A 25,996-nucleotide genomic window follows, 5' to 3' on the forward strand; every position below is an offset into this window, starting at 1 on the left:
AGCGGTCTCGGTTTCTGCCCGGGGAGCGAGGCATGAACCAGCAAGCCCCCTCGTCCCTGCCCGAATCCGAAAGCCAGGATCAGTTCGCCAAGGCTTTTCATACCGGCCCCGACGCCATGGTCATCACCGACCGGAGCAGCGGGCGCTTCCGCGAGATCAACTCCAGCTTCACCGAGCGCTTCGGCTGGAGCCGCGACGAAGCCATCGGCCGGACCTCGCTGCAACTGGGCATCTGGCGTAGCCCGGATGAACGCCAGCGGATGCTCGACACCATCGACGCCGAGCAGCGCATCGACGGCTTCGAAGTCACCCTGCTCACCCGCGCAGGCGAAGAGCGCAGCGCCCGCGTCTACGGTTGCCAGATCGAGCTGCAAGGCCAGGCCTGCCTGGTCCTGACCATCCGCGACGTCACTCGCCTGCGCGCCCAGGAGCAGGCACTGCGCGACAGCCAGGAACGCCTCGACCTGGCACTGGACTCCGCGCAACTGGGCATCTGGGACTGGCACATCCCCTCCAGGATGATCTACGGCTCCACCCGCGCCGCCGTGCTCCATGAACTGCCGGCGCGGGACTTCCACGGCCCCTTCGGCGAATTCTTCGCCTGCGTCGACGAAGCCGATCGCCGGCGCATGCGCCAGGCCTACGCGCGCCTGGCCAAGGGACCGGACAACGACTACCAGTTCACCTACCGCGCCCAACTGCAATCCGGCGAGGTACGCTACCTGGAAAGCCGCGCCCGGCTCTACCGGAACGCCGACGGCAAGCCTCTGCGCATGGCCGGCACCCTGCTCGACATCACCGAGCAGGTGGTGCGCGAACGCAACCTGGAAGCCTCCGAGGAAAAGTTCGCCAGCCTGTTCCAGGGCAGCCCCGACGCGATCTGTGTATCGCGGGTGCGCGACGGCGAGTTCATCGAGGTCAACCCGAGCTTCTGCAGCACCTTTGGCTGGCGCGCCGAAGAGGTCATCGGCCAATCGTCGCACCTGATCACCTTCTGGGCAGATCACCAACTGCGCGAGCGGCTGTTCGAGCAACTGATGCGCGACCACTCGCTGCAGAACATCGAGGTGCAGTTCCTCACCCGCGAGGGACGGCCCATCACCTGCATGGTCGCCAGCCGGCTGATCTGGGTCGACCGCCAGCTGTGCATCCTCTCCACCTTCCGCGACGTCACTGGGCGCCTGCAGGCGGAGGCGGAACTCAAGGCCAGCCAGGAGAAGTTCTACAAGGCGTTCCACTCCAGTCCCGACGCCATCACCATCACCGAGCGCAACAGCGGCCGCTACATCGAGGTCAACGAAGGCTTCCACCGCCTGACTGGCTTCCGTCCCGACGAGGTCATCGGGCGTACGTCGGGGGAGCTCAACATCTGGGGTGATCCGGAGGAGCGGACCAAGCTGCTGGCGGCACTCGACCGGGATGGCTACGTACATCACCTGGAAATGCGCGGCCGGCATCGCGATGGCCAGATCAAGACCGTGGATGTTTCGGTCGAACCCATCGACCTGGGCGGCATCGCCTGCCTGCTGCTGACCGCCCGCGACACCAGCGAACTGCGCGAGGCGGAAGCGCGCATCCAGCACCTGGCCTACCACGACGCCCTGACCGACCTGCCCAACCGCGCCCTGCTGATGGATCGCCTCAAGCAGCAGATCGCCCTGCTGCAGCGCCACAACATGCGCGGCGCACTGCTGTTCCTGGATCTCGACCACTTCAAGCACATCAACGACTCGCTGGGGCATTCGGTGGGCGACGCCATCCTGCAGATGGTCACCGCGCGCCTGGAGGCCAGCGTGCGCCAGGAAGACACGGTGGCACGGCTGGGCGGCGACGAGTTCGTGATCCTCTTGACCGGCATCGACGGCAGCCGCCTGGAAACCGCACGCCGGGTGCGCCAGCTGGCCGAGAAACTGCGCGACCTGTTGGCCGAACCCATGCTGCTGGACGGCCACCGCCTGCAGATCACCCCGAGCATCGGCATCGCCCTGATCCCCGACGACGGCGCGACGCCCGAGGACCTGCTCAAGCGCGCCGACATCGCCATGTACCGCGCCAAGGACGCCGGCCGCAATACCGTGCAGCTGTTCCACGCCTCCATGCAGAAGGCCGCCAGCGAGCGCCTGCGCCTGGAGAGCGGCCTGCGCATGGCCATCGCCCGCCGCGAGTTCAGCCTGCACTACCAGCCGCAGATCGACTCCCGCGGCACGCGCATCGTCGGCGCCGAGGCGCTGTTGCGCTGGGAGCACCCGACGCAGGGGCCGCAATCGCCGGCCAGCTTCATCCGCGTGCTGGAAGACAGCGGCCTGATCATCGAAGTGGGCCGCTGGGTCATCGAGGAGGCCTGCCGTACCTGCGCGCGCCTGCTCGCCGAAGGACGGATCGACCCCGAGGACTTCTGCCTCAGCGTGAACATCAGCCCCCGGCAGTTCCGCCAGAACGATTTCGTCGAGCGCGTCCTCGACAGCCTGCACAAGGCCAAGCTGCCGGCCAGCCTGCTGAAGCTGGAGATCACCGAAGGCATCGTGATCCAGCAACTGGAAGACACCATCGCCCGCATGCAGCGCCTGCGCCAGGCCGGGGTGCGCTTCGCCATGGACGACTTCGGCACCGGCTATTCCTCGCTCACCTACCTGAAGCGCCTGCCGGTGGACAGCCTGAAGATCGACCAGAGCTTCGTGCGCGACGCGCCGAACGACAGCAACGACGCCGAGATCGTCCGCGCCATCATCGCCATGGGCCACAGCCTGGGCCTCGAACTGATCGCCGAAGGCGTGGAAACCCCGGAGCAGCTCGCCCTGCTGGAGGAGCAGGGTTGCCACCTGTACCAGGGCTACCTGTTCAGTCGGCCCGTGCCATTGGAGGCGTTCGTCGACCTGCTGTCGCGCCGGGACACGCACGGGGCGCCCTGAGGCGCCCGACCGGTCAGCCTGCCGGGCGCAACTCCGACATCACCACCATCACCTGCGCCTCGTCCGCCTCGCCGTCGTTCAGGTAGAGGTGGCCAACGCTGCTGTCGAAGTAGGCCGTCTCGCGCGGACCGATGCTCACCGACTCGCCCGTCTCGAATTGAATGCGCACGCGTCCGGAGACCACCAGGGCGAACTCCTGGCCGGGATGACGGACGAAGTCGTCGAACTCCCCCACCTCACGGGCAAAGATGCGCGCATACAGCGGGGTCATGCTGCGCTGCGGGAAGTCGCCAGCGATCGGGTAGTACTCGTAACCGCCGGTATCGTAGCCGGCGGCTTCATCGACACGCGTCTTCACGAAGGTTTTCAGCTTGACCTGAGCGCCGACGGACGGTAGCGGGCGGAACAACTGGGCGATATCCACCTGCAGCGCGCGAGCCGCCGCCGCCAGCTTGTCATAGCTCACCGCGACCTGCGCCAGCTCCATCTTCGACAGCGTGGAAACCGCCACGCCAGACAGGTCGGAGAGCTGCTTCAGGGTCAGTTTCTGCTGCTTGCGCACCGCCCGCAGGCGCGCGCCGACTTCGTTCCGATCCAGCTGCTGAGGCTTGGGCTGGGCTTGGGCGGTTTCGCTCATGAGGCATCTCGAATGGGAATGAGGAAAGTTTACCGGGCCTTGCCTTTGTCGCAAAAATTCTCATATCTTAGATTTCTCACATAAGAGAAAACCTGCGAAGGTGCTTGCCGTGAATCCATTCGACATCGTCATCATCGGCGCCGGCATCGCTGGCGCCTCCCTCGCCTACCGCCTGAGCGAAACCCACCGGGTGCTGGTGCTGGAGCGCGAAGAACAGCCCGGCTACCACTCCACCGGACGCTCTGCCGCCATGTTCATGGAGGCCTACGGCACCCCGCAGATCCAGGCACTGACCCGCGCCAGCCGGGCTTTCTACGAAACCCCGCCGGCGGGCTTCAGCGAGCACCCGATCCTCTCTCCGCGCGGCTGCCTGTATGTCGGCGGTCCCGAGCAGGTCGAACTGCTCAGACAGGCCGAAACCACGCCCGGGGTGCGGCGCATCAGCACCGAGCAGGCGCTGGAATTCCTCCCGTACCTGCGCGCCGACGCCATCGCCGGGGCGCTGTACGAACCCGATGCCCGCGATCTCGATGTCCATGCGCTGCACCAGGGCTACCTGCGTGGCTTGCGCCAGCGCGATGGCGAGCTGCGCTGCAATCGCGAGCTGCTGTCGGCCCGGTACGACGACGGCCTTTGGACGCTGGAGCTCAGCCAGGGCGAAACCGTGCGGGCCGGGCAGTTGGTGAACGCCGCCGGCGCCTGGGCCGACCACGTGGCCGAGCGCTGCGGCGTCCGTCCGGTCGGCCTGCAGCCCTGCCGCCGCACCGCCTTCACCTTCCCGGTCCCGGAGGGCGTCGACATCAGCCGCTGGCCGACGGTGATCGGCATCGACGAGAGCTTCTACTTCAAACCCGACGCCGGCCAGTTGCTCGGCTCGCCCGCCAACGCCGATCCGGTACAGGCGCAGGACGTGCAGCCCGAAGAACTGGACATCGCCCTGGGCATACACCACATCGAAGAGCACACCACCCTGACCATCCGCCGTCCCAACCACAGCTGGGCCGGCCTGCGCTCCTTCGTCGCCGATGGCGACCTGGTGATCGGCCAGGACGAGCAGAACCCCGCGTTCTTCTGGCTGGCTGCCCAGGGCGGCTACGGCATCCAGTCGGCCGACGGCGTATCGCGCCTGGCCCAATCGCTGCTGCTCGGCCAGCCGCTTCCCGAATCCCTGCGCCAGGAAGGCGTGGATCCCCTGCGCCTGAGCCCGGCGCGCTTGCGTTGAGTCCTACCGGAGGCACTTCCATGAGCGATATCCAGCGTTATCCCAGCACCCTGCCCTTCCCCTTCTCCCGCGCGGTCAAGGCCGGCGGTTTCCTGTTCCTGTCCGGGCAGATCCCGATGAGCGCCGACGGTCAGGTAGTAAAGGGCGACATCCAGGCCCAGACCGAAGCGGTGATGAGCCGCATCGGCGAGAGCCTGGAAGCCTGCGGCGCGAACTACTCCCAGGTAGTGAAGGCCACCGTGTGGCTGTCGGACATGGCGCATTTCGCCGGCTTCAACGAGGTGTACAAGCGCTACTTCGACCAGGGCCTGCCGGTGCGTTCCTGCGTGGCCTCCGCCCTGGCGCTGGGCGTGGACGTCGAAGTGGAAGTCCAGGCCTTCGTCGGCGAAGCCTGATCCTTCCTTTTGGCCTCGCCACAGGCGGGGCCGCCCCCATAACAACAAAAGGTTTCGATCATGAAAACCAGTCTCAAGCTCGGCGGCGCCTACATAGGCCTGGTGGTCGGCGTCGGTTTCGCCTCGGGCCAGGAAATCCTCCAGTTCTTCGGCGGCTTCGGCATCATGGGCCTCGCCGGCGCCCTGGTGGCGCTGGCGCTGTTCGCCTTCCTGCTGATGAACCTCTATCAGATCGGCAGCCGCCTGCAGACCCGGTCGCACAAGGAAGCCATGGAGTACATCTGTGGCAAACCGCTGGGCCGCATCGTCGACCTGATGCTGACCTTCTTCCTGTTCGGGACCATGGTGGTCATGTTCGCCGGCGCCAACTCCTCCTTCGAACAGCAACTGGGCATTGGCCACTCCATCGGCGGCATCGTCCTCGGCGTTCTGACCATCATCACCGTCTGCCTGGGCCTGAAGCGGGTGATCACCCTGATGAGCCTGATCACCCCGGTGCTGATGATCATCGTGGCGATCATCGCCATCTATGCGCTGACGCATATCCAGAAGCCGCTGGCGGAGCTGGAACAGATCGCCCTTGCCGTGCCACATCCGGCGCCCAACTGGCTGCTCGGCGCACTGCTCTACGTTTCCTACAACGTCGCCGCCACTGCGGCCGCCGTGGTAGTGATGGGCGGCAGCGTGGCCAACCTGCGCACGGCCGCTATGGGCGGCGTTTTCGGTGGTATCGGCGTCGGCATGCTGATCCTTGCCATGGCCCTGGTGATGCTGGTGCAGATCGACGTGATCGGCGGCAGCGCCATTCCCACACTGCTGCTGAGCAACAACATCGCACCCTGGTTCGGCGATGTGATGCTTGCCCTGCTGCTGGTGAAGCTGTACTGCACCACCAGCGGTTTCGCCTACACCCTGGCCGCGCGCTGCGCCGCCTATGGCGTGCCTTTCCGCGTGGCGACCGTGGTCGCCGTGGTGCTCGCCTTCATCGCCAGCCAGGTCGGCTTCGTCAAGCTGGTGGGACTGGTCTACCCGGCCATGGGTTACCTGGGCTTCGTGCTGATGGCCGCGATCGTCATCGCCTGGTGGCGCAATCGCTCGGCGCCGCTGCCGGAACGGCAGAACGTCTGACCGCCCCAGAAACGAAAACGCCCGTCTCCTGCGAGACGGGCGTTTTGTTATGCGGCTACGGCTCGGTCAGTGCCGAGGCGCTGCTCAGCCTTCGATGGCCGGGCGCTGGCCGTTGATGGCGATCCGCTTGGGCTTGGCTTCTTCCGGAACGATGCGCACCAGCTCGATGCTCAGCAGGCCGTTCTTCAGCGACGCGGCCTGGACCTCGATGTGGTCGGCCAGGCGGAAGGACAGCTTGAAGGCACGCTGGGCGATGCCCTGGTGCAGGTAGGTGACGCTCTCGGAAGCCTTCTCGCGCTTGCCGCCGTTGACGGTCAGCACGCCGCGCTCCACCTGCAGCTCCAGGTCTTCCTCCTGCAGGCCGGCGGCAGCGATGACGATGCGGTAGTTATCGTCACCATGCTTCTCGACGTTGTAGGGCGGGTAGGAACTGCCGCTTTCGCTGCGCAGGGCGGACTCGAACAGATCGTTGAAACGATCGAAGCCAACGGACTGGCGGAACAGCGGGGCGAGGGAAAGGACGTTGCTCATGGCGAATCTCCTGAATATTTCAGCAAGGTATGATCTGGAGCCTGATGTCAGAACTCCGGGGCGGGACCCGTCTTCGGCTTCCCGCAGGAACATAGATAGGGACGGCAGAATCCATTTCAAGCCCCCTTCGCAACAGGACGTTTTTCCATGAACAAGGTCATGCTGATCACTGGCGCCAGCCGCGGCATTGGCGCCGCCACCGCGCTGCTCGGTGCCGAACGCGGCTTCACCGTAGCGATCAACTACCGCCGCGAGCGCGAAGCAGCCGAGGCGCTGGTCGCTCGGATCACGGCGGCCGGTGGAAAGGCCCGCGCCTTTGCCGCCGACGTGGCGAACGAGGAAGACGTGTTGCGACTGTTCAGTGAGGTGGACGACGCCTTCGGCCGCCTCGACGTGCTGGTGAACAACGCCGGCATCCTGGAGCGCCAGATGCGCCTGGAAGAGATGGACGTGGCGCGCCTGCAACGGGTGTTCGCGGTGAACGTCACCGGCACCTTCCTCTGCTGCCGCGAGGCGGTGAAGCGCATGGCGCACAAGCAGGGCGGCAGCGGCGGGAGCATCGTCAACGTCTCGTCCATGGCCTCGCGCCTGGGCTCGCCCAACGAGTACATCGACTACGCGGCGGCCAAGGGCGCGGTGGACAGCCTGACCATCGGCCTGGCCAAGGAGGTGGCGGCAGAAGGCATCCGCGTGAACGCCGTGCGGCCAGGGCTGATCAAGACCGAAATCCACGCCAGCGGTGGTGAGCCGGGCCGTGTCGCACGCCTGCAAGCAGCGATTCCCCTGGGCCGGGGCGGCGAGGCGGAGGAAGTGGCGCGGGCGATCCTGTTCCTCGCCTCGGATGAGTCCAGCTACAGCACCGGCGGATTCATCGATGTCAGCGGCGGGCGCTGATTTGGCATGATCGCTGACCACGCTTTTGTAGGAGCGAGCAACCCGGCATCAGGCCGCTTCTTCGATCTCGACCTGCAGCATCCGGTCCAGCACCTCGCAGTCATTCTCCCGACGCACCTGGGCGAACAGCTCCACCGCTTCGGGGTAGCTGCGGGTGAGCATGCCCAGCCACTGCTTCAGGCGCCCCGGCGCATAACGCGGCGCCAGCTTGCGCCGCGCCTGGCGCCAGAAGTCGTCGAGCAGCACGCGCACTTCCGACCAGGGCATCGGCACCACGTCGCGACCATCGCGCCAGGCAGCGATCTGCCGCGCAAGGTCCGGCCGCGAGACCAACCCACGCCCCAACATGATGTCCGCCACGCCGCTGATGGAACGGCAGCGGTGGTAATCCTCCAGGGTCCAGACTTCGCCATTGGCGAACACCGGGACTTTCACTGCATCGGCCACCCTGGCCACCCACTCCCAGTGGGCCGGCGGCTTGTAGCCTTCCGCCTTGGTCCGCGCGTGTACCACCACGTGGGCGGAACCGGCATCGGCCAGGGCACGGGCGCAGTCGATGGCGCCGTCCGGGCTGTCGTAACCCAGGCGCATCTTCGAGGTCACCGGAATGTGCCTGGGAACCGCACGGCGCACTGTCTCGATGATGCTGAACATCAACTCGGGTTCCTTGAGCAGCACCGCGCCGCCACGGGAGCGGTTCACCGTCTTGGCCGGGCAGCCGAAGTTCAGGTCGACAACCGGCGCGCCCAGTTCGCAGGCCTGCACGGCGTTCTCCGCCAGGCATTGCGGATCGGAGCCGAGCAGTTGCACGCGCATCGGCACGCCGGCACGGGTGCGGCTGCCGTGTTCCAGTTCCGGGGCGAGCGCGAGGAAGGCCGACGGCGGCAGCAGTCGGTCATTGATGCGGATGAATTCGGTGACGCACCAGTCGATGCCGCCGACGCGGGTCAACACATCGCGGAGGATGTCATCTACCAGCCCTTCCATCGGGGCCAGGGCGATCTGCACGACAGGCGAGCCTCAAGCAATTGCGGGGCCGCGGATTGTAGGGAATGCGCCACGCCGGGAAAAGCGCGGCGCGACGGATCACGCGCCGGCAGCCACGGCTTCCGGGGAGAGCAAGGCGCGGCCGTAACCTTCGATGAACTCCGCCGGCATGCGCTTGGGCTTGCCGGTGGACAGTTCGATGCAGACGAAGGTGGTCTGCGCGCGCAGCAGGGTTACGGCGTCTTCCGGGCGGACCAGCTGGAAGTGACGGGTCATCTTCAGGCGCTGGTCGGACTCGACGATCCAGGTCGCCAGTTGCAACTGGTCGCCTTCATAGGCCGCCGCCAGGTAGTCCACCTCGTGGCGCACCACAGCCATGGCGCGGTCCAGCCGGCGGTACTCGGCCAGGTCCAGCCCGAGCCGCTGGGAGTGGCGCCAGGCGCAACGCTCCAGCCAACTGACGTAGACGGCATTGTTGGCATGGCCGAGGCCGTCGATGTCTTCGGCCTTGACCTCGATGTCGATGACGAAGGGATCGGGCAGCTGCCAACTCATGAGGAATGCTCCAGGCTTGCGGCCAGCTCGCGGGCTTCGATGGCCAGTTGGGTGATCTGATCCCAGGCGCGGGCGCGCACCAGGCTCGGCGGCGCGATCCAGGTGCCGCCGACGCAGGCGACGTTGGGCAGGCGCAGGACGTTGAGCAGGTTTTCCTGGGTGATGCCCCCGGTCGGGCAGAAGCGGATGCCGGTGAAGGGCTCCTTCAGGCTCTTGAGCATCCGGATCGCCGCATTGCCGTCGGCGGGGAACAGCTTCAGCGAGCGATAGCCGTACTCCAGCGCCACCAGCACTTCCGAAGGCGTCATCACGCCGGGCAGGAAGGGCAGTTTCGCATCATCGGCGGCAGCTACCAGACGCGGCGTGCAGCCGGGGCTGATGGCGAACTGGGCACCGGCATCACGGGCTTCCTGGAACTGCTCGGTGTGGATCAGCGTGCCGGCGCCAAGGATCATCTCCGGCAGCTCGCGGCGGATCTCCGCGAGGGCGTCCAGCGCCTGCGGCGTGCGCAGGGTCACTTCGAGCACCCGCACGCCACCGTCATACAGCGCGCGGGCCAGATCACCGGCCAGCGCCACATCCTCGATCACCAACACCGGCATGACCGGGCGCGCCTGCTGCAGCACCCAATCCAGCGAAAGATTCATGCGTTTCCCCCAATCGGCCACCCGCACGCGCAAGACCTCGCGCCCAGGCCGGGGCAGCCGGAAATGCCCGGAAGTCTACGCCAGGCCGCGAAGCCTGACGACCCGCAACGGGCCATCATGAAACGAAAACGGCGGCCTGCGGCCGCCGTCATCAGGCTGCTGAATGACTCAGGATGCCAGGGCCAGGGCGAGCGGCTCCTCGACGCCCTCCAGCAGCTCCAGCACCGCCTCCGCCAGCGCGGTGTCCGCCAGCACGCGGTGATGCCCACCGCTCGGCAGCCGCAGCAGCCGGCTGCCCGGCCAGGCCTCATGGATCGCGACGGACTCGGTCACCCGCACCTGACGGTCATCCTCGGCGTGCACCACCAGACCGGGCATGCCCAGCTCGTAGCGCGCCACATCCAGCTGCTTCGCAGGAATGCCCGCCTGTCGCTCGACCTGACGGATGAAGCTCGAACGCGCCGCCGGCGACAGACCGACATGGTTGGCGAAACCACGCAGTACGGTGAGCACCTTGCTCGGCGCGGCAATGGTCACCAGGGTTTCGGTGCGCAGGCCCATCTGGGTCGCCAGCAATGCACTGGCGCCGCCCAGGGAATGGCCGATCACCGCGCGCAGCGGCGGCAGCTCGCTGGCGGCTTCCAGCAGGGCGCGGGCGAACAGCACGACGTTTGCCTCGCTCCCCGGCGAACGGCCGTGGCCCGGGGCGTCGAGGGCGATCACTCCGTAACCGGCACCGACCAGCTTCTCGATCAGCGCGGCGAACTGCGTCGGACGCCCCGCCCAGCCATGCATCAACAACACCGCCGGACCTTCGCCCCAACGCAGCGCAGACAGGCCGAAGCGCAGGGTGATGCGCTCGGAGCTGGCCAGCAGCGGCAGCTCCCAGTCCCGCGGCGGCAACTCGTTGGGCGTCATGAACAGCTGACGCATGCGCCCCGCCGCCCATTGCGGCGCAACGCGGCCCAGGGTGGCGTTGATTCCACGAACCCAGCTCAGACTGCTCATTTCCATACCTCCTCAGATCACCGCTTTCTTCGCGGCACGCAGGACACGATCGGACAGGTCGCCCTTGCCCAGGGCACGGGCCAGCGCCAGTCCACCAATCATCAGGGCCATATCGCTGAGCACCAGATCGACTTCCTCCGGGCGCCCGGCGAGGCTCGCCACCATCAGCTCCACGTGCTCTTCCAGCGCCTCGCGGAACCCCTCCGGCAGGTGCGCCACTTCGCTCAGGGAACTGGGGATCGGACAGCCTTCGTCTTCGGTGTCGCGGTGCTTGCGCGACAGGTAGAACTGCGCCGCCAGTGCCCGGCGCTCGGCAAAACTGGTTTGCGGATCGAACATCTTCAGGCCGACCCGGCGCTTGCTCAGCAGCTGGCGGAACGCCTCCAGCATCAGCGCATCCTTGCTCTCGAAGTGCGCATAGAAGCCGCCCACCGTCAGCCCCGCCGCCGCCATCACCTCGCCCACGCTGGGATCGACCGGGCCACGCTTGAGCAGCGCGCTGGTGGCGGCGGAAAGAATGCGTTCGCGGGTCTGGGCCTTCTTGTCGTTCATGGCGTCGCTCCAAAAATATTATGATCAGAATATTATTCTCATAATAAAAATCGGCAAGCCGAAAGCGCGACCGCTGGTCGGGAGAAAAGTCTTCAGGAGGGAGAAAAACAAAAGGGCCACTGAAAGTCTCAGTGGCCCTATAGGCATCGCAGAGCGATAAAAATGGCGTCCCCTAGGGGACTCGAACCCCTGTTACCGCCGTGAAAGGGCGGTGTCCTAGGCCACTAGACGAAGGGGACATATCCTTCGAAGAAACCCGCTGAACCGCGGATTCTGGCTTCATCCCGAATGGGAAATTGGTGGAGCTAGACGGGATCGAACCGTCGACCTCTTGCATGCCATGCAAGCGCTCTCCCAGCTGAGCTATAGCCCCAGATGACTCTGGCTGACGACGCGAACGCATCGTCGCTGGATAGTGGCGTCCCCTAGGGGACTCGAACCCCTGTTACCGCCGTGAAAGGGCGGTGTCCTAGGCCACTAGACGAAGGGGACGCAAAACCTTCGATTTCAGCTTCGTCCGGACCGACGAAGCTTACTGGTAATTTGGTGGAGCTAGACGGGATCGAACCGTCGACCTCTTGCATGCCATGCAAGCGCTCTCCCAGCTGAGCTATAGCCCCAAAGTACCGCTGGATCTACCGTTCCGCGTCGCTCTGTCATTCAGTTCGTCGCTGGAACGGGGCGCATCTTAGGGGCGAGACGAAACCCTGTCAACAAGATTTTTTCAGATTTCTAATTTTTTTCTCCCAAAGAACAATCACTTATGTGACCACCCAGAATCCAGGCCAACGGCATAAGCAGCCCGCCAGCCCTCCTCCAGCCGCGTCAAACGGGCGGCGCAGGCATGAAAAAGGCCGGGCACCTGACGGCGACCGGCCTTCTCCAGTGTAGGAAAGATACTAGGCGCCGATGGCGTCGCGAATCTTTTCCCACTCCTTGGCTTCTTTCTTCGACGCACCGCCCAGCAGTTCCAGGGCCTGGCGCAGACGGTAGCGCGACAGGTCGGCACCGAGGATTTCCATGGCATCGAGCACCGACACCGAGCTGGCCTGGCCGGTGATGGCCGGGAACATCAGCGGCATCACGTCACGCAGCTTCAGGCCCAGGTGCTCGGCCACGGCCTGGATGGTCGCGGTGATCCTGTCCTTCTCCCACTGGCGCAGCGCTTCCAGTTTCCACAGCACCAGTTGCAGCACCTGGCGAACCTGGGTGGCATCGAGCTTCTTGTGCTCGAACAGCTTGGCGTCCAGCGGCACGCCACCACTGAAGAAGAAGCCGGCCAGCGGGGCGATCTGGCTGAAGTTCTCCACCCGGCCCTGCACGTGCGGGGCGATCTTCATCAGGTACTCGGGGTTGAGCGCCCACTTCTGCACTTCCTTGGCGAAGTCCTCGACGGACAGCTCGCGAATCCACTGGCCGTTCAGCCAGGAGAGCTTCTCGATGTCGAAGATCGGCCCGCCCAGGGACACGCGGGACAGGTCGAAGTGCTCGATCATTTCCGCCAGGCTGAACTTCTCGCGCTCGTCGGGCATGGACCAGCCCATGCGGCCGAGGTAGTTCAGCAGCGCCTGGGGCAGCAGGCCCATGCGCTCGTAGAAGGTGATGGAGGTGGGGTTCTTGCGCTTGGACAGCTTGCTCTTGTCCGGGTTGCGCAGCAACGGCATGTAGCAGAGCACCGGCTGCTCCCAGCCGAAGTACTCGTACAGCTTGATCAGCTTGGGCGCCGAGGGGAGCCACTCTTCGCCACGCAGGACGTGGGTGATGCCCATCAGGTGGTCGTCGACCACGTTGGCCAGGAAGTAGGTGGGCAGGCCGTCGGCCTTCATCAGCACCTGCATGTCCATGCGGTCCCACGGGATTTCCACGTCGCCACGGAGCATGTCCGGCACCACGCAGACGCCCTCGGTCGGCACCTTCATGCGCACCACGTGGGATTCGCCGGCGGCAATGCGCTTGGCCGACTCTTCCCTGGACAGGTGCATGCAGTGACCGTCGTAGCGCGGGGTTTCCTTGCGCGCCTGCTGCTCGGCGCGCAGCGCGTCGAGGCGCTCGGCAGAGCAGAAGCAGGGGAAGGCATGGCCTTTTTCGACCAGCTCGTCGCTGTACTGCTTATAGATGGCGCCGCGTTCGCTCTGCCGGTACGGGCCGTGCGGACCACCGACGTCCGGACCTTCGTCCCACTCGATGCCCAGCCAGCGCAGCGCGTCGAAGATCTGCTGTTCCGATTCGCGGGTAGAGCGCAGCTGGTCGGTATCCTCGATACGCAGGATGAACTGGCCGCCGTGCTGACGGGCGAAGCAGAGATTGAACAGCGCGATGTAGGCGGTGCCGACGTGCGGGTCACCGGTGGGAGACGGCGCGATACGGGTGCGGACAGTGGTCATGAAGGCTCTCATGTGAATCGGTGAGGACAGCGCGGGCCGGGACACGCGCTCATGGACGCGATGTTATCAGGCGGGCCGCCCCCGGCTCCAGCCAACGCTCCGCATCAATCGGCAGGTTGGTGATCAGGAAGTCGAGGAAGGCCTTCACCTTCATGGCCTGGAAACGCCGAGACGGGTAGACCGCATACAGCTCGCCAACCGGCAGTTGCACCTGCGGCAGAACCCGCACCAGACTGCCGTTGGCCAGTTGTCCGTCGACGATCAGTTCCGGCAACGATGCGATCCCGGCGCCGGCCAGCACCGCTTCGCGGGCGAAGGTGATGTTGTTGCACGACAGCACCCGATGGCAGGGAATGCTCTCGCCGCTCAGCGGCCAATAGCGTTGGGAATCGGACTGCAGCAGCACGGCGCGATGGCCGGCCAGCTCCTCGACCTGCCGCGGCTGCCCGTGCAAGGCCAGGTACTCCGGGCTGGCGCACAGGCAGCGGTTGGTGATCAGCATGCGTCGGGCGATCAGCGTGGAGTCTTCGGGCTGGCCGACCATGATGACGATGTCCACGCCCTCCTCCAGCGGATCGACGCTGCGCGACGTGAGCTCGACCTCAGCAGTGATCTGCGGGTAGAGCCGCATGAAGTCGCCCAGCACCTTGCCCAGGTACATCTGGCCGAACTCGATGGGCGCGCTGATACGCAACAAGCCGGACGGCGCCTGCTGCAGCTGCATCACCGCCTGCTCGGCCTCGGCGAAGTCGTGCATGATCTGCCGGCAGCGGTCGTAGTAGGCCTGCCCCACTTCGGTCAGGCGCAGCTTGCGGGTGGTGCGATTGAGCAGCCGCACCCCCAGGCGCTCCTCGAGCAGGACGATGCGCCGGCTCACCGTGGATTTCTGCATGCCCAGGCTCTGCGCGGCCTGGGTAAAACTGTGCAGTTCCACGACGCGGGTGAAGATCAGCGCATCATCCAGCCCCATGATTGTTCCCTATAAGCAACAAAGTTTCCGAAGTGTAGCGGCTACGTGCCGCCACGGAACACTGTTACATTGGCAAACATTTTTCCGTCAACCAAACGCTCGTTTAACTATGCCCGCCCAACTGCAACGTCGCCTGACCGTGTTCCTGACCATCCTCGTGGTGGTCGCCCTCGCCCTCCTGGCGCGCTGGTATTTCATCGGTCGCTTCGTCGAGACGACCGATAACGCCTACGTGCAGGGCGAGATCACCCGTATCGCCAGCCAGCTCGGTGCGCGCATCGACGAAGTGCTGGTGCAGGACAACCAGCATGTGGAGAAAGGCCAGTTGCTGGTCAAGCTCGAAGCCGACGACTTCAAGCTCGCCCTGGACCGCGCCAAGGCCACCCTGGCCACCCGCGAGGCGGAGCTGGAGCAGGCCCGCAGCAAGCTGAAGGGGCAGTCGAGCGCCATCGCCGCCAGCGAGGCTGACGTGAACGCCAGCCAGGCCACCCTCGGCCGCACCGAAGTCGACCTGGGCCGCGCCCAGGCACTGCGGGGCCCCGGATACGTCTCCGAAGAGCGCGTCACCACCCTTACCGCCGACTCCCGCGTCGCCCGCTCCCAGGTCGCCAAGGCCCAGGCCGACCTGCAGGCCCAGCGCGTCCAGCGCGACACCCTGGGCACCGATGTCCAGCGCCTGCAGGCACAGATCGAGAGCGCCCGCACCGACGTCGCCCAGGCCCAGCTCAACCTGGCCCGCACCGAGATCCGCGCACCGGTGAGCGGCCTGGTCGGCCAGCGCAACGCGCGCATCGGCCAGTACGTGCAAGTCGGCACCCAGCTGCTGTCGCTGGTGCCGGACGACGGCATCTGGATCCAGGCCAACTTCAAGGAAACCCAGATCGGCAAGATGCGCCCTGGGCAGAAGGCACGCCTGGTGTTCGACTCCTTCCCCGACACCCCCATCGACGGCGAAGTGCAGAGCCTGTTCGCTGCCTCCGGCGCACAGTTCAGCCTGCTGCCGCCGGACAACGCCACCGGCAACTTCACCAAGGTGGTGCAGCGCATCCCGGTCAAGATCACCTTCGCCGACGACAACCCGCTCAAGGGCCTGATCCGCCCGGGCATGTCGGTCGATGCCGAGGTCGAGTTGCGTGTCCGCTGACGCCCTGGTGCGGCCGGTCGGGGAACCGACCCGCCGCGACTGGATCGCCGTGTTCAGCGCCATGCTGGGCGCCTTCATGGCGGTGCTCGACATCCAGATCACCAACTCCTCGCTGAAGGATATCCAGGGCGCGCTGGCCGCCACCCTGGAGGAAGGCTCGTGGATTTCCACCTCCTACCTGGTGGCGGAAATCATCATGATCCCGCTCACCGCCTGGCTGGTGCAGCTGCTCTCGGCACGCCGGCTGGCCTGGATGATTTCCACCGGTTTCCTGTTCTCCTCCCTGCTCTGCTCCTTCGCCTGGAACCTGGAGAGCATGATCGTGTTCCGCGCCATGCAGGGCTTCACCGGTGGCGCGCTGATTCCCCTGGCCTTCACCCTGGCGCTGATCAAGCTGCCGGAGCACCACCGCCCCAAGGGCATGGCGCTGTTCGCCATCACCGCCACCTTCGCGCCGTCCATCGGACCGACCCTGGGCGGCTGGCTGACCGAGAACTTCGGCTGGGAATACATCTTCTACATCAACATCCCGCCGGGCCTGCTGATGATCGCCGGCCTGCTCTACGGCCTGGAGAAGAAGCCGCCGCACTGGGAGCTGCTGAAGAGCACCGATTACGCCGGCATCGTCACCATGGCCATTGGCCTGGGCTGCCTGCAGGTGTTCCTGGAGGAAGGCCACCGCAAGGACTGGCTGGAATCCAACCTGATCGTCAGCCTGGGCAGCATCGCGCTGATCAGCCTGATCCTGTTCGTGATCCTGCAGACTTCGCGGCCTAATCCGCTGATCAACCTGGGCATCCTGCGCAACCGCAACTTCGGCCTGTCGAGCATTTCCAGCATCGGCCTGGGCATGGGATTGTACGGCTCGATCTACGTGCTGCCGCTGTATCTGGCGCAGATCCAGGGCTACAACGCCATGCAGATCGGCGAGGTGATCATGTGGATGGGAGTGCCGCAGCTGTTCCTCATTCCGCTGATTCCCAAGCTGATGAAGATCGTCGAGCCACGCCTGCTGTGCGCCGTGGGCTTCGGCCTGTTCGGCATGGCGAGCTTCTTCTCCGGCGTGCTCAACCCGGACTTCGCCGGCCCGCAGTTCAACCAGATCCAGTTGTTGCGCGCCCTCGGCCAACCCATGGTGATGGTCACCATCTCGCTGATCGCCACCGTTTACCTGCAGCCGCAGGACGCCGGCTCCGCCTCCAGCCTGTTCAACATCCTGCGCAATCTCGGCGGCGCCATCGGCATCGCCCTGCTGGCCACGCTGCTGGATAGTCGCGCCAAGGTCTACTACGACTACCTGCGCGAAGCGGTGGTGCCGGTGAACGGCGCGGTGGACGAGCGCCTGGCGCAGCTGACCGCGCAACTGGGCACGCAGCAGGCGGCGCTGGGCAAGATCAGCGAGATCGTCCACCAGCAGGCGGCGATCATGGCCTACAACGATGCCTTCCATGCCATCGGCATTGTGCTGGCGGTCAGCATGGTGGCGGTGCTGCTGACCCGTCCGCTGCCGGCGGGCATGGGTGTCGGCGCGGGGGCCGGGGCGCACTGAGCGCCCAGGCCTTCAGTGGGCCAGCAGACAGGTTCGTTCCGGTTGGCTGCCTGACTGAGGGCAGCTAGTAGGATGGCGTAGAGCGTAGCGAAACCCATCGATTCCGAGCACCGACAGCATGGGTATCGCTTCGCTCCACCCATCCTACGGGCTACGCCACACCTTGTAGGAGCGAGCTTGCTTGCACCCCCTCATGCCGGTGCCTGAGGACGTCATGCGGTTCGCGAGCAAGCTCGCTCCTACGAAAAGCCGCCCAGCCGCCTTCACGACTCAGCCCATCGACACCATACGGTCGCGCAACTTGCCGATCTCGTCGCGCACCCCGGCGGCGGCCTCGAACTCCAGGTCGCGGGCCAGCTGGTACATGCGCTCTTCCAATTGCTTGATGCGCTTGGCGATCTCGTCCGGCGTGCGCAGTTCGTTCTCGTAGCGCCCGCTCTCCTCCGCCACTTTCGCCAGACTGCGGCGCTTGCCCTTGGCACCCGGCACCACGGCGCCTTCGAGGATGTCCTTGATGTCCTTCTTCACGCCCTTGGGCACGATGCCGTGCTTGGCGTTGAACTCCAGCTGCTTGGTACGACGTCGCTCGGTCTCGTTGATCGCCCGCTGCATCGAACCGGTGACGTTGTCGGCGTAGAGGATCGCCTTGCCATGCAGGTTCCGCGCGGCGCGGCCGATGGTCTGGATCAGCGAGCGCTCGGAACGCAGGAAGCCTTCCTTGTCCGCATCGAGGATCGCCACCAGCGATACCTCCGGCATGTCCAGGCCCTCGCGCAGCAGGTTGATCCCCACCAGGACGTCGAAGGTCCCGGTACGCAGGTCGCGGATGATCTCCACCCGCTCCACGGTATCGATGTCCGAGTGCAGGTAGCGTACCCGCACGTCGTGGTCGCCCAGGTAGTCGGTGAGGTCCTCGGCCATGCGCTTGGTGAGGGTGGTGACCAGCACGCGCTGGTCCTCGGCCACGCGCAGGCGGATTTCCGAGAGCAGGTCGTCCACCTGAGTGGTCGCCGGGCGGATTTCCACTTCCGGGTCGACCAGACCGGTGGGGCGCACCACCTGCTCGATCACACGGCCGGCGTGCTGCTCCTCGTAAGGGCCCGGGGTTGCCGAGACGAAGATGGTCTGTGGGCTGATCGCCTCCCATTCCTCGAAGCGCAGCGGCCGGTTGTCCAGCGCCGACGGCAGGCGGAAGCCGTATTCCACCAGGGTTTCCTTGCGCGAACGGTCCCCCTTGTACATGGCGCCGACCTGGGGAACGCTGACGTGGGATTCGTCGATCACCAGCAGGGAGTTGGCCGGCAGATAGTCATAAAGCGTCGGCGGCGGCTCGCCGGGGCCGCGCCCGGAGAGATAGCGCGAGTAGTTCTCGATGCCGTTGCAGTAACCCAGTTCGAGGATCATCTCCAGGTCGAAACGGGTGCGCTGTTCCAGGCGCTGGGCTTCCACCAGCTTGTTGTTGCTGCGCAGGTATTCCAGGCGGACCTTGAGTTCGGCCTTGATCTGTTCCACCGCCTCCAGCAGCGTTTCCCGTGGGGTCACGTAGTGGCTCTTGGGGTAGAAGGTGAAGCGCGGCAGCTTGGTGATCACCTCGCCGGTCAGCGGATCGAAGGCGGCGATGTTCTCCACCTCGTCGTCGAACAGCTCGACGCGGATGGCTTCCAGATCCGATTCCGCCGGGAAGATGTCGATGACGTCGCCACGCACGCGGAAGGTGGCGCGGGCGAAGTCCATGTCGTTGCGGGTGTACTGCAGGCTGGTCAGGCGGCGCAGCAGCTCACGCTGGTCCATCCTGTCGCCGCGGTCCAGGTGCAGGACCATCTTCAGGTAGGACGCCGGGTCGCCCAGGCCGTAGATCGACGACACGGTGCAGACAATGATGGCGTCCTCGCGTTCCAGCAGCGCCTTGGTCGCCGACAGGCGCATCTGCTCGATGTGGTCGTTGATCGAGGAGTCCTTCTCGATATAGGTATCGGAGGACGGCACGTAGGCTTCGGGCTGGTAGTAGTCGTAGTAGGAGACGAAGTACTCCACCGCGTTGTTCGGGAAGAAGGTCTTGAACTCGCCGTAGAGCTGCGCGGCCAGGGTCTTGTTCGGCGCCAGGATCATGGTCGGGCGCTGCACCTGGGCGATGACGTTGGCGATGCTGAAGGTCTTGCCGGAGCCGGTCACCCCCAGCAGCGTCTGGTGCGACAGGCCCGCTTCCAGCCCTTCCACCATCTGACGGATGGCTTCGGGCTGATCACCGGCGGGCTTGAAGCGCGAATCCAGCTGGAATAACGACATGGGAACCTCGCATTGGCGTGTGACGCTTCGGTCGCCAAAGCGTCATACCAGTCGAAAAGCATGCGCGATAACTCGCCGCCTGCCATAGAGGGCTATATAATACCGGCCCGTCGACGCAACCCCCAGCGCCGTGAGCGGGGGGTTGCAATTGCACTTCACTCCCGCCTTAGAGCTGCTGCCAAAATGAGTCTGTTCTCCGCTGTCGAAATGGCCCCTCGTGACCCCATCCTGGGCCTGAACGAAGCTTTCAACGCCGATACCCGTCCGGGCAAGATCAACCTGGGCGTTGGCGTGTACTACAACGAGGAAGGTCGCCTCCCGTTGCTGCGTGCCGTCCAGGCCGCGGAGAAGGCCCGCATCGAAGCCCATGCCCCGCGCGGCTACCTGCCGATCGAAGGCATCGCCGCCTACGATTCGGGCGTGCAGAAGCTGCTGTTCGGCGCTGACTCCGAGCTGCTGGCCGAAGGCCGCGTGGTGACCACCCAGGCCGTTGGCGGTACCGGCGCACTGAAGACCGGCGCCGACTTCCTCAAGCGCCTGCTGCCCAACGCCACCGTCGCCATCAGCGACCCGAGCTGGGAAAACCACCGCGCCCTGTTCGAAGCCGCCGGCTTCCCGGTGCAGAACTACCGCTACTATGACGCCGCCACCCACGGCGTGAACCGTGCCGGCCTGCTGGAAGACCTGAACGCCCTGCCGTCGCAGTCCATCGTTGTGCTGCACGCCTGCTGCCACAACCCGACCGGCGTCGACCTGACCATGGGCGACTGGAAGCAGGTCCTGGACGTGCTCAAGGCCAAGGGCCACGTGCCGTTCCTCGACATCGCCTACCAGGGCTTCGGCGACGGCATCGACGAAGACGCCTCCGCTGTGCGCCTGTTCGCCCAGTCCGGCCTGAACTTCTTCGTTTCCAGCTCCTTCTCCAAGTCGTTCTCGCTGTATGGCGAGCGCGTCGGCGCGCTGTCGGTCGTGACCAACAGCCGCGAGGAGTCGGCCCGCGTCCTGTCCCAGGTCAAGCGCGTGATCCGCACCAACTACTCCAACCCGCCCACCCACGGCGCCAGCGTCGTCGCTTCCGTGCTGAACAGCCCGGAACTGCGTGCGGTATGGGAAGAGGAGCTGGGCGAAATGCGCACCCGTATCCGCGCCATGCGCGAAGCCATGGTCCAGCAGCTGGCCGCCCTGGGCGCCAAGCGTGACTTCGGCTTCGTTGCCCAGCAGCGCGGCATGTTCTCCTACTCCGGCCTGACCGCCGAGCAGGTAGAGCGCCTGAAGAACGAGTTCGGCATCTACGCCGTCGGCACCGGCCGCATCTGCGTGGCCGCGCTGAACAACGGCAACCTGGACACCGTGACCCGCGCCATCGTCCAGGTGCTGTAAAAAATTAAGGGGAAGTCGTCGGGGCGATGTTGACTTCCCCTTTTTAATCAGTAAGATACGCCCCGTTGTTCCGCGATAGCTCAGTCGGTAGAGCAAATGACTGTTAATCATTGGGTCCCTGGTTCGAGTCCAGGTCGCGGAGCCAAATTCAAAGCCCTCGGCACATGCCGGGGGCTTTTTCTTTGGGGCCAGGAAAGTCGAGCCCCCTCCCCCGCACCAATAGAAAAGCCGGTCAACGACCGGCTTTCTTCCTTTCTCAGTTCCCTCAGAGCGAAATCCTGTCCCGATTCTTGTCCAGGGTACCTTTGCCAATCCCTTTCACCTCCAGAAGCTGATCGACGCTGGTGAACGGGCCATTGGTCGTACGGTAGTCGATGATCGCCTGGGCCTTGGCCTTGCCGATGCCCTTCAGCGACTTCTGCAATTCTTCTACGGTCGCGGAATTGATGTTCACAGTGTCGGCCTGCGCAACCGGCGCCTTGCTGGCGGGGGCGGTGGATTCAACGGCAGGCTTGGCAACGGGCTCAGCCTTGGCAGCGGCACCGGTGGCGCCAGCAAAGGACAGGCAGGCCAGCAGGATGATGCTTGCGGCAGAAAGCAGACTCTTCTTCATGGATCATTCCTTGATATTTCAGGTTTCGAGGCGGGCGCCATTGCGCCGCCCGGAAAACATATCGCCAGGAATACCCGTGAAAACGCCGGTTTAAAGAGTCGGCAGCAGTTTCCGCCGCCGCTGACAGATCGCAAGGAAAGGACTGACAACGCTCGCAGATGCGGCTCTTCCCACGCCTGCTAGGAACCCCCCCCGGTCAGGGTTCCGTACGTCGGTGCTGATGGATGAGGTCGACGATGTCGCCTTCCGGGCAATAGCCGTTGACCGTTTCGCGCAGCAACTGGCGCACCCGCGCATAGTTGCCCTGATCAACCGCCTTGAGCAGATCGACCAGCACCAGCTTGAAGCCCTCCCAGGGCATCAGCTCCTCGTTGGCCTTCATGATCATGGGATGCTCGGTAGCACTGACGTCGTCGCCGATCAGCAACTCCTCGTACAGTTTCTCGCCCGGCCGCAGCCCGCTGAACTCGATGGAGATATCGCCGTGAGGTGTCCGTTCCGAGCGCACGCTCAGGCCGGACAGGTGAATCATCCGCTCCGCCAGTTCGAGAATCTTCACCGGCTGCCCCATGTCGAGCACGAACACGTCACCGCCACACCCCATCGAGCCCGCCTGGATGACCAATTGGGCAGCCTCGGGAATCGTCATGAAATAACGGGTGATGCCCGGATGGGTGACGGTTACCGGCCCCCCGCGCTTGATCTGCTCGCGGAACAACGGGATCACAGAACCCGACGAACCCAGCACGTTGCCGAAGCGAACCATGGTGAAGCGGGTCTTGTTGACCTGATGCACGCCGGACTTGTCTGCGAACAGCACCGGCGCCGGCTCCCGACTCAGCGCCTGCAGGATCATCTCCGCCAGCCGCTTGGTGCTGCCCATGACGTTGGTGGGGCGCACCGCCTTGTCGGTGGAGATCAACACGAAGTTCTGGACCCCGGCCTGCACCGCCACCTGGGCCGTATGCAGCGTGCCGAGCACGTTGTTGAGCACACCCTCGGAAATGTTGTATTCGACGATCGGCACATGCTTGTAGGCCGCCGCATGGTAGACGGTGGCGACCCTCCAGGTGCGCATGACGTCGAGCAACCGCTCGGGGCTGCGCACGGAGCCCAGGATCGGCACCAGCTGGACAGCCAGGGACTCGCGCCTGACGCGCATGTCCAGCTCCTGGTGCACGCGGTAGAGGTTGTATTCACTGTGCTCGTACAGGACCAGCACCGTCGGCGACGAGGCCAGGATCTGGCGGCAGAGCTCCGAGCCGATGGACCCGCCCGCCCCCGTCACCATCACCGCCTGGCCACGAATGCAGTGCTCGAACAACTCCTTGCGCGGCTCGACCGCGTCCCGCCCGAGCAAGTCGGCGATGTCCACTTCCTGGATGTCGTCCACCCGCACCCGGCCATTGGCCAGGTCGATGAAGCCGGGAACGCTGCGCACATGGAGCGGATAGGGCTCCAGCAAGCCCAGGATCTCACGACGGCGCGCACGCGATGCGGACGGAATCGCCAGCAGCACTTCCTGAGCACCGGTCTCCTCGATCAGTTGCTGGATATGCTTGGGCTTGTACACACGAAGGCCGGCGATGATCCGGTTGGCAATCTCGTCATCGTCATCGATGAAGGCCACGGGGCGCATGGCCCGCCCCAGGCGCAAGGCGGCGACCAGCTGATTCCCCGACGAGCCAGCCCCGTATACGGCCACCTTGGGCAGACCGTCCTGCTTGTTGAAGAACGGCACGGCCTGTACGGCGCTGTACCAATCGTCCATGAAGTACTGGCGCATGGCCAGACGCAGGCCACCGACCATCAGCAGGCTGAGCCACCAGTAATTGAATACCAGGGAACGAGGGACAGCCACTTCGACCGCACGATGCCAGTACACTACCAGCGACAGCAGCAACGCCGACAGCGTCACCGCCTTCCAGATGGCGATCAGCGCGTCATTGCCAAGATAACGCATCACCGCCCGGTACATCCCGAAACGGATGAACAGCGGAATCGCCACCAGCGGTGCAGCGACGAACAGCCAGCTGTGCACGCGCAGCGGATACATCAGGTCCTCCGTCCCCAGGCGCACGATGAACGCCATCCAGAGCGCGAACCAGACCAGAATGATGTCAGTGGCGACCTGCAGGAGTCGCTTGTACCGTCGCGGAAGCCTCAGCAGGCGTTCTCGAAGCATTTGTGCTTGTCCTTCATCGAGAGCGGGAATAACGCACTCCCCCCGCTACATTGACCACCATTTCCAATGGAGTTCAGCTCACATCCTGATCATCCGGACGACCTGCACCCAGACGAGCTACGACAAGCACCAAAGGAGCATAGGCTGCAATCAGTGCCAACAAACCGGGAACCCGTCCCAGACTGACCAAAATCGCCAGCGGCATCAACCAGCACAGGTTGATACCGGTAATCGCCAGAGATACCCGCAAGTGGCTGCCATAACGCCGCGAGGCACGCTGGTAGGCGTGGCTGCGATGCGCTTCATAGACCCGCTCACCGCGAATCAGGCAATGGAGCAAGGTGTAGCTCGCATCCACCACGAAGACCCCGAGCAGGATCAGCCAACTCCAAAGCAAGAGCGGCGATACCCACCCCGCCTGCAGCCCCCCCCCCAGCACGACCCCGAGGAAACCACTGCCGGCATCTCCCATGAAAATACGCGCCGGGGGGAAATTCCATACCAGAAACCCCGCGGTCGCCATGGCCAGGATCAATGGAAGCCACGCCTGCGAGCCAGCCCCGACCAGCCAGTAGCACAAGGCCCCGGCCAGGCAGACGCTGATGGCCTCCAGGCTGGCGATGCCATCGATGCCATCCATGAAGTTGTACAGGTTGAGCAGCCAGACCAGAAACACCAAGGCTAGCAGATCCCCGACCGAACCCAGGTCCATCTCGCCCCAGGGCATGGACAACACCGGCAGGCCGCCCACCCAGTACATCGCCATCCAGCTCCGACGAAATGCCCCAGCAGTCGCCAGCGGACGGGAATATGCAGATGATCATCCAGCAACCGATAACGGCCACCCAGGCGCCGGCAGGCAGCAGGGTCGCCAGGCTCTGAATTTCGACAGCCCCCAGCACAGCCGTCAGCGCCAGGCAGCCGAGAAAGCCCGCCACGATGGCAACGCCGCCCCGGGGCGGCGGAACCCGGTGCGAACTACGAGCGTTGGGGATGTCTATGATGCTCCGCGCCAACGCCTAGCGCCCCCAGATCATGCCCCGGGACGCCAGGAAAACAGCCGCCAGCAATACCCCATGCTCATTGACCCTGGCACTTCCCACACCCTCGCGCGGTTTCCCGGATAGCCTGCTTCACCGACACCGGAGGCTGCCAGTCCAGAATCTGGCGAGTAGTGGAAATATCCACCTGCAGCGAGCCCAGCAGGCGCTGCATCTGCTGGCTGCGACCGGTGAGCAGCCCCAGTGCTCGCAGGATCAGGGCCGGCACCGGCAGCAAGCGCGGGCGTACGCCCAGCGCCTCGCTCAGTTCGCGGCAGAGTTGCGCCGTGGACAGGTCCTGTCCGTCGCCGGCCAGGAACACCCGGCCGGCCGCCGCGGGATGACGCGCACACTGCAGCAGCAGGTCAACCAGATTGTCCCGCGCCACCAGGCTACGGCGATTGTCGATGGCCGCGAAAGGCAATGGCAGCCGCCGTTGCAGCGCCCCCATCAGACTGGCGAAATTGGCCTTGACGCCGGGCCCGTAGACCAGCGGCGGGCGCACCGTCACCACTTCGAGCCCGGTCTCCCCGGCCATTGCGAACAGCATCTGCTCCGCTTCGAGCTTGGACTGCCCGTAAGGGTCCTGCGGGTGCGCGACCGAATCGGAGCGGTACGGCTGCCCCGGCTCGGTTTCCTCGCCATTGACCTTGATGGAACTGACGTAGACGAAGCGCTTCACGCCCGCCGCGACGGCCTGTCGCGCCAGCTGGCGAGTCGCCTCGACGTTCACCGCCCGGAACTCGGCCAGCAGATCGGCGGCGCGTTCGTTTATGACAGGCACCCGTGCGGCGGCATGAATCACCACGTCGATACCCTGCAAGGCCTCTTCCCAGCACTGGGAAGCGCTCAGGCCATCGATACGCACGCACTCGACGCCACCCGGCAGCTCATCCGGCGGCCGCCGCACAGCGATACGCACACGCACTCCAGGCTCCGCGCACAAACGCGCCAGCATGCCTCGACCGACAAAACCTGTC

The 25,996-nt window shown here is 65.1% G+C and carries 21 protein-coding genes, 5 tRNA genes and 1 pseudogene; 9 read left to right on the top strand and 18 right to left on the bottom strand.

What is annotated here, in order from left to right; translation table 11 throughout:
• Positions 1–32 precede the first annotated feature (32 nt).
• Positions 33–2,909 carry an EAL domain-containing protein gene (locus ACAW63_RS24675; protein WP_371229870.1) on the top strand — a complete coding sequence of 959 codons (2,877 nt, stop codon included), beginning with the start codon at positions 33–35 and terminating at the stop codon, positions 2,907–2,909.
• A 13-nt stretch (positions 2,910–2,922) separates the two neighbouring features.
• On the opposite strand, the gene ACAW63_RS24680 is transcribed toward ACAW63_RS24675, so the two are convergent.
• Positions 2,923–3,546: a helix-turn-helix domain-containing protein gene (locus ACAW63_RS24680; RefSeq protein WP_371229873.1), complete on the bottom strand. Its 624-nt coding sequence runs from the start codon at positions 3,544–3,546 to the stop codon at positions 2,923–2,925.
• 109 nt (positions 3,547–3,655) lie between these two features.
• On the opposite strand from ACAW63_RS24680, the gene ACAW63_RS24685 reads away from it, so the two are divergent.
• Genes ACAW63_RS24685 through ACAW63_RS24695 form a run of 3 tightly spaced genes read left to right on the top strand, consistent with a single transcriptional unit; the run spans position 3,656 to position 6,291 of the window.
• Complete coding sequence (locus ACAW63_RS24685) at positions 3,656–4,768, top strand: NAD(P)/FAD-dependent oxidoreductase (protein ID WP_371229876.1); 1,113 nt, start codon at positions 3,656–3,658, stop codon at positions 4,766–4,768.
• A gap of 20 nt (positions 4,769–4,788) precedes the next feature.
• The gene (locus ACAW63_RS24690; RefSeq protein ID WP_371229879.1) at positions 4,789–5,163 is read left to right on the top strand and encodes a RidA family protein; all 375 of its coding nucleotides are present in this window, start codon (positions 4,789–4,791) and stop codon (positions 5,161–5,163) included.
• A 60-nt stretch (positions 5,164–5,223) separates the two neighbouring features.
• Positions 5,224–6,291 carry a hypothetical protein gene (locus ACAW63_RS24695; protein ID WP_371229882.1) on the top strand — a complete coding sequence of 356 codons (1,068 nt, stop codon included), beginning with the start codon at positions 5,224–5,226 and terminating at the stop codon, positions 6,289–6,291.
• An 84-nt stretch (positions 6,292–6,375) separates the two neighbouring features.
• On the opposite strand, the gene ACAW63_RS24700 is transcribed toward ACAW63_RS24695, so the two are convergent.
• Positions 6,376–6,822 (bottom strand): Hsp20 family protein, encoded by a 447-nt coding sequence (locus tag ACAW63_RS24700; RefSeq protein ID WP_371229885.1) that lies wholly within the window; start codon positions 6,820–6,822, stop codon positions 6,376–6,378.
• Between the two features lie 147 nt (positions 6,823–6,969).
• On the opposite strand from ACAW63_RS24700, the gene ACAW63_RS24705 reads away from it, so the two are divergent.
• Positions 6,970–7,716: an SDR family oxidoreductase gene (locus ACAW63_RS24705; protein WP_371229887.1), complete on the top strand. Its 747-nt coding sequence runs from the start codon at positions 6,970–6,972 to the stop codon at positions 7,714–7,716.
• Positions 7,717–7,764: 48 nt separating this feature from the next.
• Here ACAW63_RS24705 and ACAW63_RS24710 read toward each other — a convergent pair whose 3' ends face one another.
• From ACAW63_RS24710 to ACAW63_RS24760, 11 genes are all read right to left on the bottom strand, one after another.
• Complete coding sequence (locus ACAW63_RS24710) at positions 7,765–8,724, bottom strand: tRNA dihydrouridine synthase (RefSeq protein WP_371229890.1); 960 nt, start codon at positions 8,722–8,724, stop codon at positions 7,765–7,767.
• Positions 8,725–8,802: 78 nt separating this feature from the next.
• The gene (locus ACAW63_RS24715) at positions 8,803–9,258 is read right to left on the bottom strand and encodes an acyl-CoA thioesterase (RefSeq protein ID WP_371229893.1); all 456 of its coding nucleotides are present in this window, start codon (positions 9,256–9,258) and stop codon (positions 8,803–8,805) included.
• Positions 9,255–9,905: a bifunctional 4-hydroxy-2-oxoglutarate aldolase/2-dehydro-3-deoxy-phosphogluconate aldolase gene (locus ACAW63_RS24720; RefSeq protein ID WP_371229895.1), complete on the bottom strand. Its 651-nt coding sequence runs from the start codon at positions 9,903–9,905 to the stop codon at positions 9,255–9,257. The genes ACAW63_RS24715 and ACAW63_RS24720 overlap by 4 nt, the downstream gene beginning before the upstream one ends.
• Before the next feature lie 168 nt (positions 9,906–10,073).
• Positions 10,074–10,913 carry an alpha/beta fold hydrolase gene (locus ACAW63_RS24725; RefSeq protein ID WP_371229897.1) on the bottom strand — a complete coding sequence of 280 codons (840 nt, stop codon included), beginning with the start codon at positions 10,911–10,913 and terminating at the stop codon, positions 10,074–10,076.
• A gap of 12 nt (positions 10,914–10,925) precedes the next feature.
• On the bottom strand, positions 10,926–11,465 hold the full coding sequence (locus tag ACAW63_RS24730; RefSeq protein ID WP_371229900.1) for a TetR/AcrR family transcriptional regulator: 540 nt from the start codon (positions 11,463–11,465) through the stop codon (positions 10,926–10,928).
• Positions 11,466–11,628: 163 nt separating this feature from the next.
• Positions 11,629–11,704 (bottom strand) — tRNA-Glu (locus tag ACAW63_RS24735).
• Positions 11,705–11,762: 58 nt separating this feature from the next.
• A tRNA-Ala gene (locus ACAW63_RS24740) sits at positions 11,763–11,838 on the bottom strand.
• A 43-nt stretch (positions 11,839–11,881) separates the two neighbouring features.
• A tRNA-Glu gene (locus ACAW63_RS24745) sits at positions 11,882–11,957 on the bottom strand.
• Positions 11,958–12,009: 52 nt separating this feature from the next.
• A tRNA-Ala gene (locus tag ACAW63_RS24750) sits at positions 12,010–12,085 on the bottom strand.
• Positions 12,086–12,364: 279 nt separating this feature from the next.
• Positions 12,365–13,849: a glutamate--tRNA ligase gene (gltX, locus tag ACAW63_RS24755; protein WP_371229902.1), complete on the bottom strand. Its 1,485-nt coding sequence runs from the start codon at positions 13,847–13,849 to the stop codon at positions 12,365–12,367.
• 49 nt (positions 13,850–13,898) lie between these two features.
• A complete protein-coding gene (locus tag ACAW63_RS24760) occupies positions 13,899–14,819 on the bottom strand; it encodes a LysR family transcriptional regulator (RefSeq protein ID WP_331315985.1) in 921 nt (306 codons plus the stop codon).
• A gap of 109 nt (positions 14,820–14,928) precedes the next feature.
• On the opposite strand from ACAW63_RS24760, the gene ACAW63_RS24765 reads away from it, so the two are divergent.
• The gene (locus ACAW63_RS24765; protein WP_371229906.1) at positions 14,929–15,963 is read left to right on the top strand and encodes an HlyD family secretion protein; all 1,035 of its coding nucleotides are present in this window, start codon (positions 14,929–14,931) and stop codon (positions 15,961–15,963) included.
• Between the two features lie 49 nt (positions 15,964–16,012).
• Positions 16,013–17,512 (top strand): MDR family MFS transporter, encoded by a 1,500-nt coding sequence (locus ACAW63_RS24770; RefSeq protein ID WP_275611920.1) that lies wholly within the window; start codon positions 16,013–16,015, stop codon positions 17,510–17,512.
• A 270-nt stretch (positions 17,513–17,782) separates the two neighbouring features.
• Here ACAW63_RS24770 and uvrB read toward each other — a convergent pair whose 3' ends face one another.
• Positions 17,783–19,798: an excinuclease ABC subunit UvrB gene (gene uvrB / locus ACAW63_RS24775; RefSeq protein WP_371229908.1), complete on the bottom strand. Its 2,016-nt coding sequence runs from the start codon at positions 19,796–19,798 to the stop codon at positions 17,783–17,785.
• A 183-nt stretch (positions 19,799–19,981) separates the two neighbouring features.
• On the opposite strand from uvrB, the gene ACAW63_RS24780 reads away from it, so the two are divergent.
• Positions 19,982–21,178 carry an amino acid aminotransferase gene (locus ACAW63_RS24780; RefSeq protein WP_371229911.1) on the top strand — a complete coding sequence of 399 codons (1,197 nt, stop codon included), beginning with the start codon at positions 19,982–19,984 and terminating at the stop codon, positions 21,176–21,178.
• 69 nt (positions 21,179–21,247) lie between these two features.
• Positions 21,248–21,323 (top strand) — tRNA-Asn (locus ACAW63_RS24785).
• Positions 21,324–21,443: 120 nt separating this feature from the next.
• Here ACAW63_RS24785 and ACAW63_RS24790 read toward each other — a convergent pair.
• The 4 genes and pseudogenes from ACAW63_RS24790 to ACAW63_RS24805 form a co-directional block, all read right to left on the bottom strand.
• The gene (locus ACAW63_RS24790) at positions 21,444–21,791 is read right to left on the bottom strand and encodes a ComEA family DNA-binding protein (RefSeq protein WP_371229914.1); all 348 of its coding nucleotides are present in this window, start codon (positions 21,789–21,791) and stop codon (positions 21,444–21,446) included.
• 196 nt (positions 21,792–21,987) lie between these two features.
• Positions 21,988–23,976: a polysaccharide biosynthesis protein gene (locus tag ACAW63_RS24795; protein ID WP_371229917.1), complete on the bottom strand. Its 1,989-nt coding sequence runs from the start codon at positions 23,974–23,976 to the stop codon at positions 21,988–21,990.
• Between the two features lie 73 nt (positions 23,977–24,049).
• Positions 24,050–25,013 (bottom strand): annotated as a pseudogene (locus tag ACAW63_RS24800) (glycosyltransferase family 4 protein).
• A gap of 43 nt (positions 25,014–25,056) precedes the next feature.
• Complete coding sequence (locus tag ACAW63_RS24805; RefSeq protein ID WP_371229919.1) at positions 25,057–25,974, bottom strand: NAD-dependent epimerase/dehydratase family protein; 918 nt, start codon at positions 25,972–25,974, stop codon at positions 25,057–25,059.
• Positions 25,975–25,996: the final 22 nt, after the last annotated feature.

This window comes from Pseudomonas sp. QE6 (assembly GCF_041379005.1).
Lineage (GTDB): Bacteria > Pseudomonadota > Gammaproteobacteria > Pseudomonadales > Pseudomonadaceae > Pseudomonas.

What these genes read in the sequence shown, in the direction of transcription:
- gltX (WP_371229902.1), bottom strand. Translation starts at nt 13,849, where the DNA reads ATGACCACTGTCCGCACCCGTATCGCGCCGTCTCCCACCGGTGACCCG.
- ACAW63_RS24675 (WP_371229870.1), top strand. Translation starts at nt 33, where the DNA reads ATGAACCAGCAAGCCCCCTCGTCCCTGCCCGAATCCGAAAGCCAGGAT.
- ACAW63_RS24720 (WP_371229895.1), bottom strand. Translation starts at nt 9,905, where the DNA reads ATGAATCTTTCGCTGGATTGGGTGCTGCAGCAGGCGCGCCCGGTCATG.
- ACAW63_RS24725 (WP_371229897.1), bottom strand. Translation starts at nt 10,913, where the DNA reads ATGAGCAGTCTGAGCTGGGTTCGTGGAATCAACGCCACCCTGGGCCGC.
- ACAW63_RS24790 (WP_371229914.1), bottom strand. Translation starts at nt 21,791, where the DNA reads ATGAAGAAGAGTCTGCTTTCTGCCGCAAGCATCATCCTGCTGGCCTGC.
- uvrB (WP_371229908.1), bottom strand. Translation starts at nt 19,798, where the DNA reads ATGTCGTTATTCCAGCTGGATTCGCGCTTCAAGCCCGCCGGTGATCAG.
- ACAW63_RS24805 (WP_371229919.1), bottom strand. Translation starts at nt 25,974, where the DNA reads ATGCTGGCGCGTTTGTGCGCGGAGCCTGGAGTGCGTGTGCGTATCGCT.
- ACAW63_RS24680 (WP_371229873.1), bottom strand. Translation starts at nt 3,546, where the DNA reads ATGAGCGAAACCGCCCAAGCCCAGCCCAAGCCTCAGCAGCTGGATCGG.
- ACAW63_RS24765 (WP_371229906.1), top strand. Translation starts at nt 14,929, where the DNA reads ATGCCCGCCCAACTGCAACGTCGCCTGACCGTGTTCCTGACCATCCTC.
- ACAW63_RS24690 (WP_371229879.1), top strand. Translation starts at nt 4,789, where the DNA reads ATGAGCGATATCCAGCGTTATCCCAGCACCCTGCCCTTCCCCTTCTCC.
- ACAW63_RS24760 (WP_331315985.1), bottom strand. Translation starts at nt 14,819, where the DNA reads ATGGGGCTGGATGATGCGCTGATCTTCACCCGCGTCGTGGAACTGCAC.
- ACAW63_RS24695 (WP_371229882.1), top strand. Translation starts at nt 5,224, where the DNA reads ATGAAAACCAGTCTCAAGCTCGGCGGCGCCTACATAGGCCTGGTGGTC.
- ACAW63_RS24780 (WP_371229911.1), top strand. Translation starts at nt 19,982, where the DNA reads ATGAGTCTGTTCTCCGCTGTCGAAATGGCCCCTCGTGACCCCATCCTG.
- ACAW63_RS24730 (WP_371229900.1), bottom strand. Translation starts at nt 11,465, where the DNA reads ATGAACGACAAGAAGGCCCAGACCCGCGAACGCATTCTTTCCGCCGCC.
- ACAW63_RS24715 (WP_371229893.1), bottom strand. Translation starts at nt 9,258, where the DNA reads ATGAGTTGGCAGCTGCCCGATCCCTTCGTCATCGACATCGAGGTCAAG.
- ACAW63_RS24700 (WP_371229885.1), bottom strand. Translation starts at nt 6,822, where the DNA reads ATGAGCAACGTCCTTTCCCTCGCCCCGCTGTTCCGCCAGTCCGTTGGC.
- ACAW63_RS24795 (WP_371229917.1), bottom strand. Translation starts at nt 23,976, where the DNA reads ATGCTTCGAGAACGCCTGCTGAGGCTTCCGCGACGGTACAAGCGACTC.
- ACAW63_RS24705 (WP_371229887.1), top strand. Translation starts at nt 6,970, where the DNA reads ATGAACAAGGTCATGCTGATCACTGGCGCCAGCCGCGGCATTGGCGCC.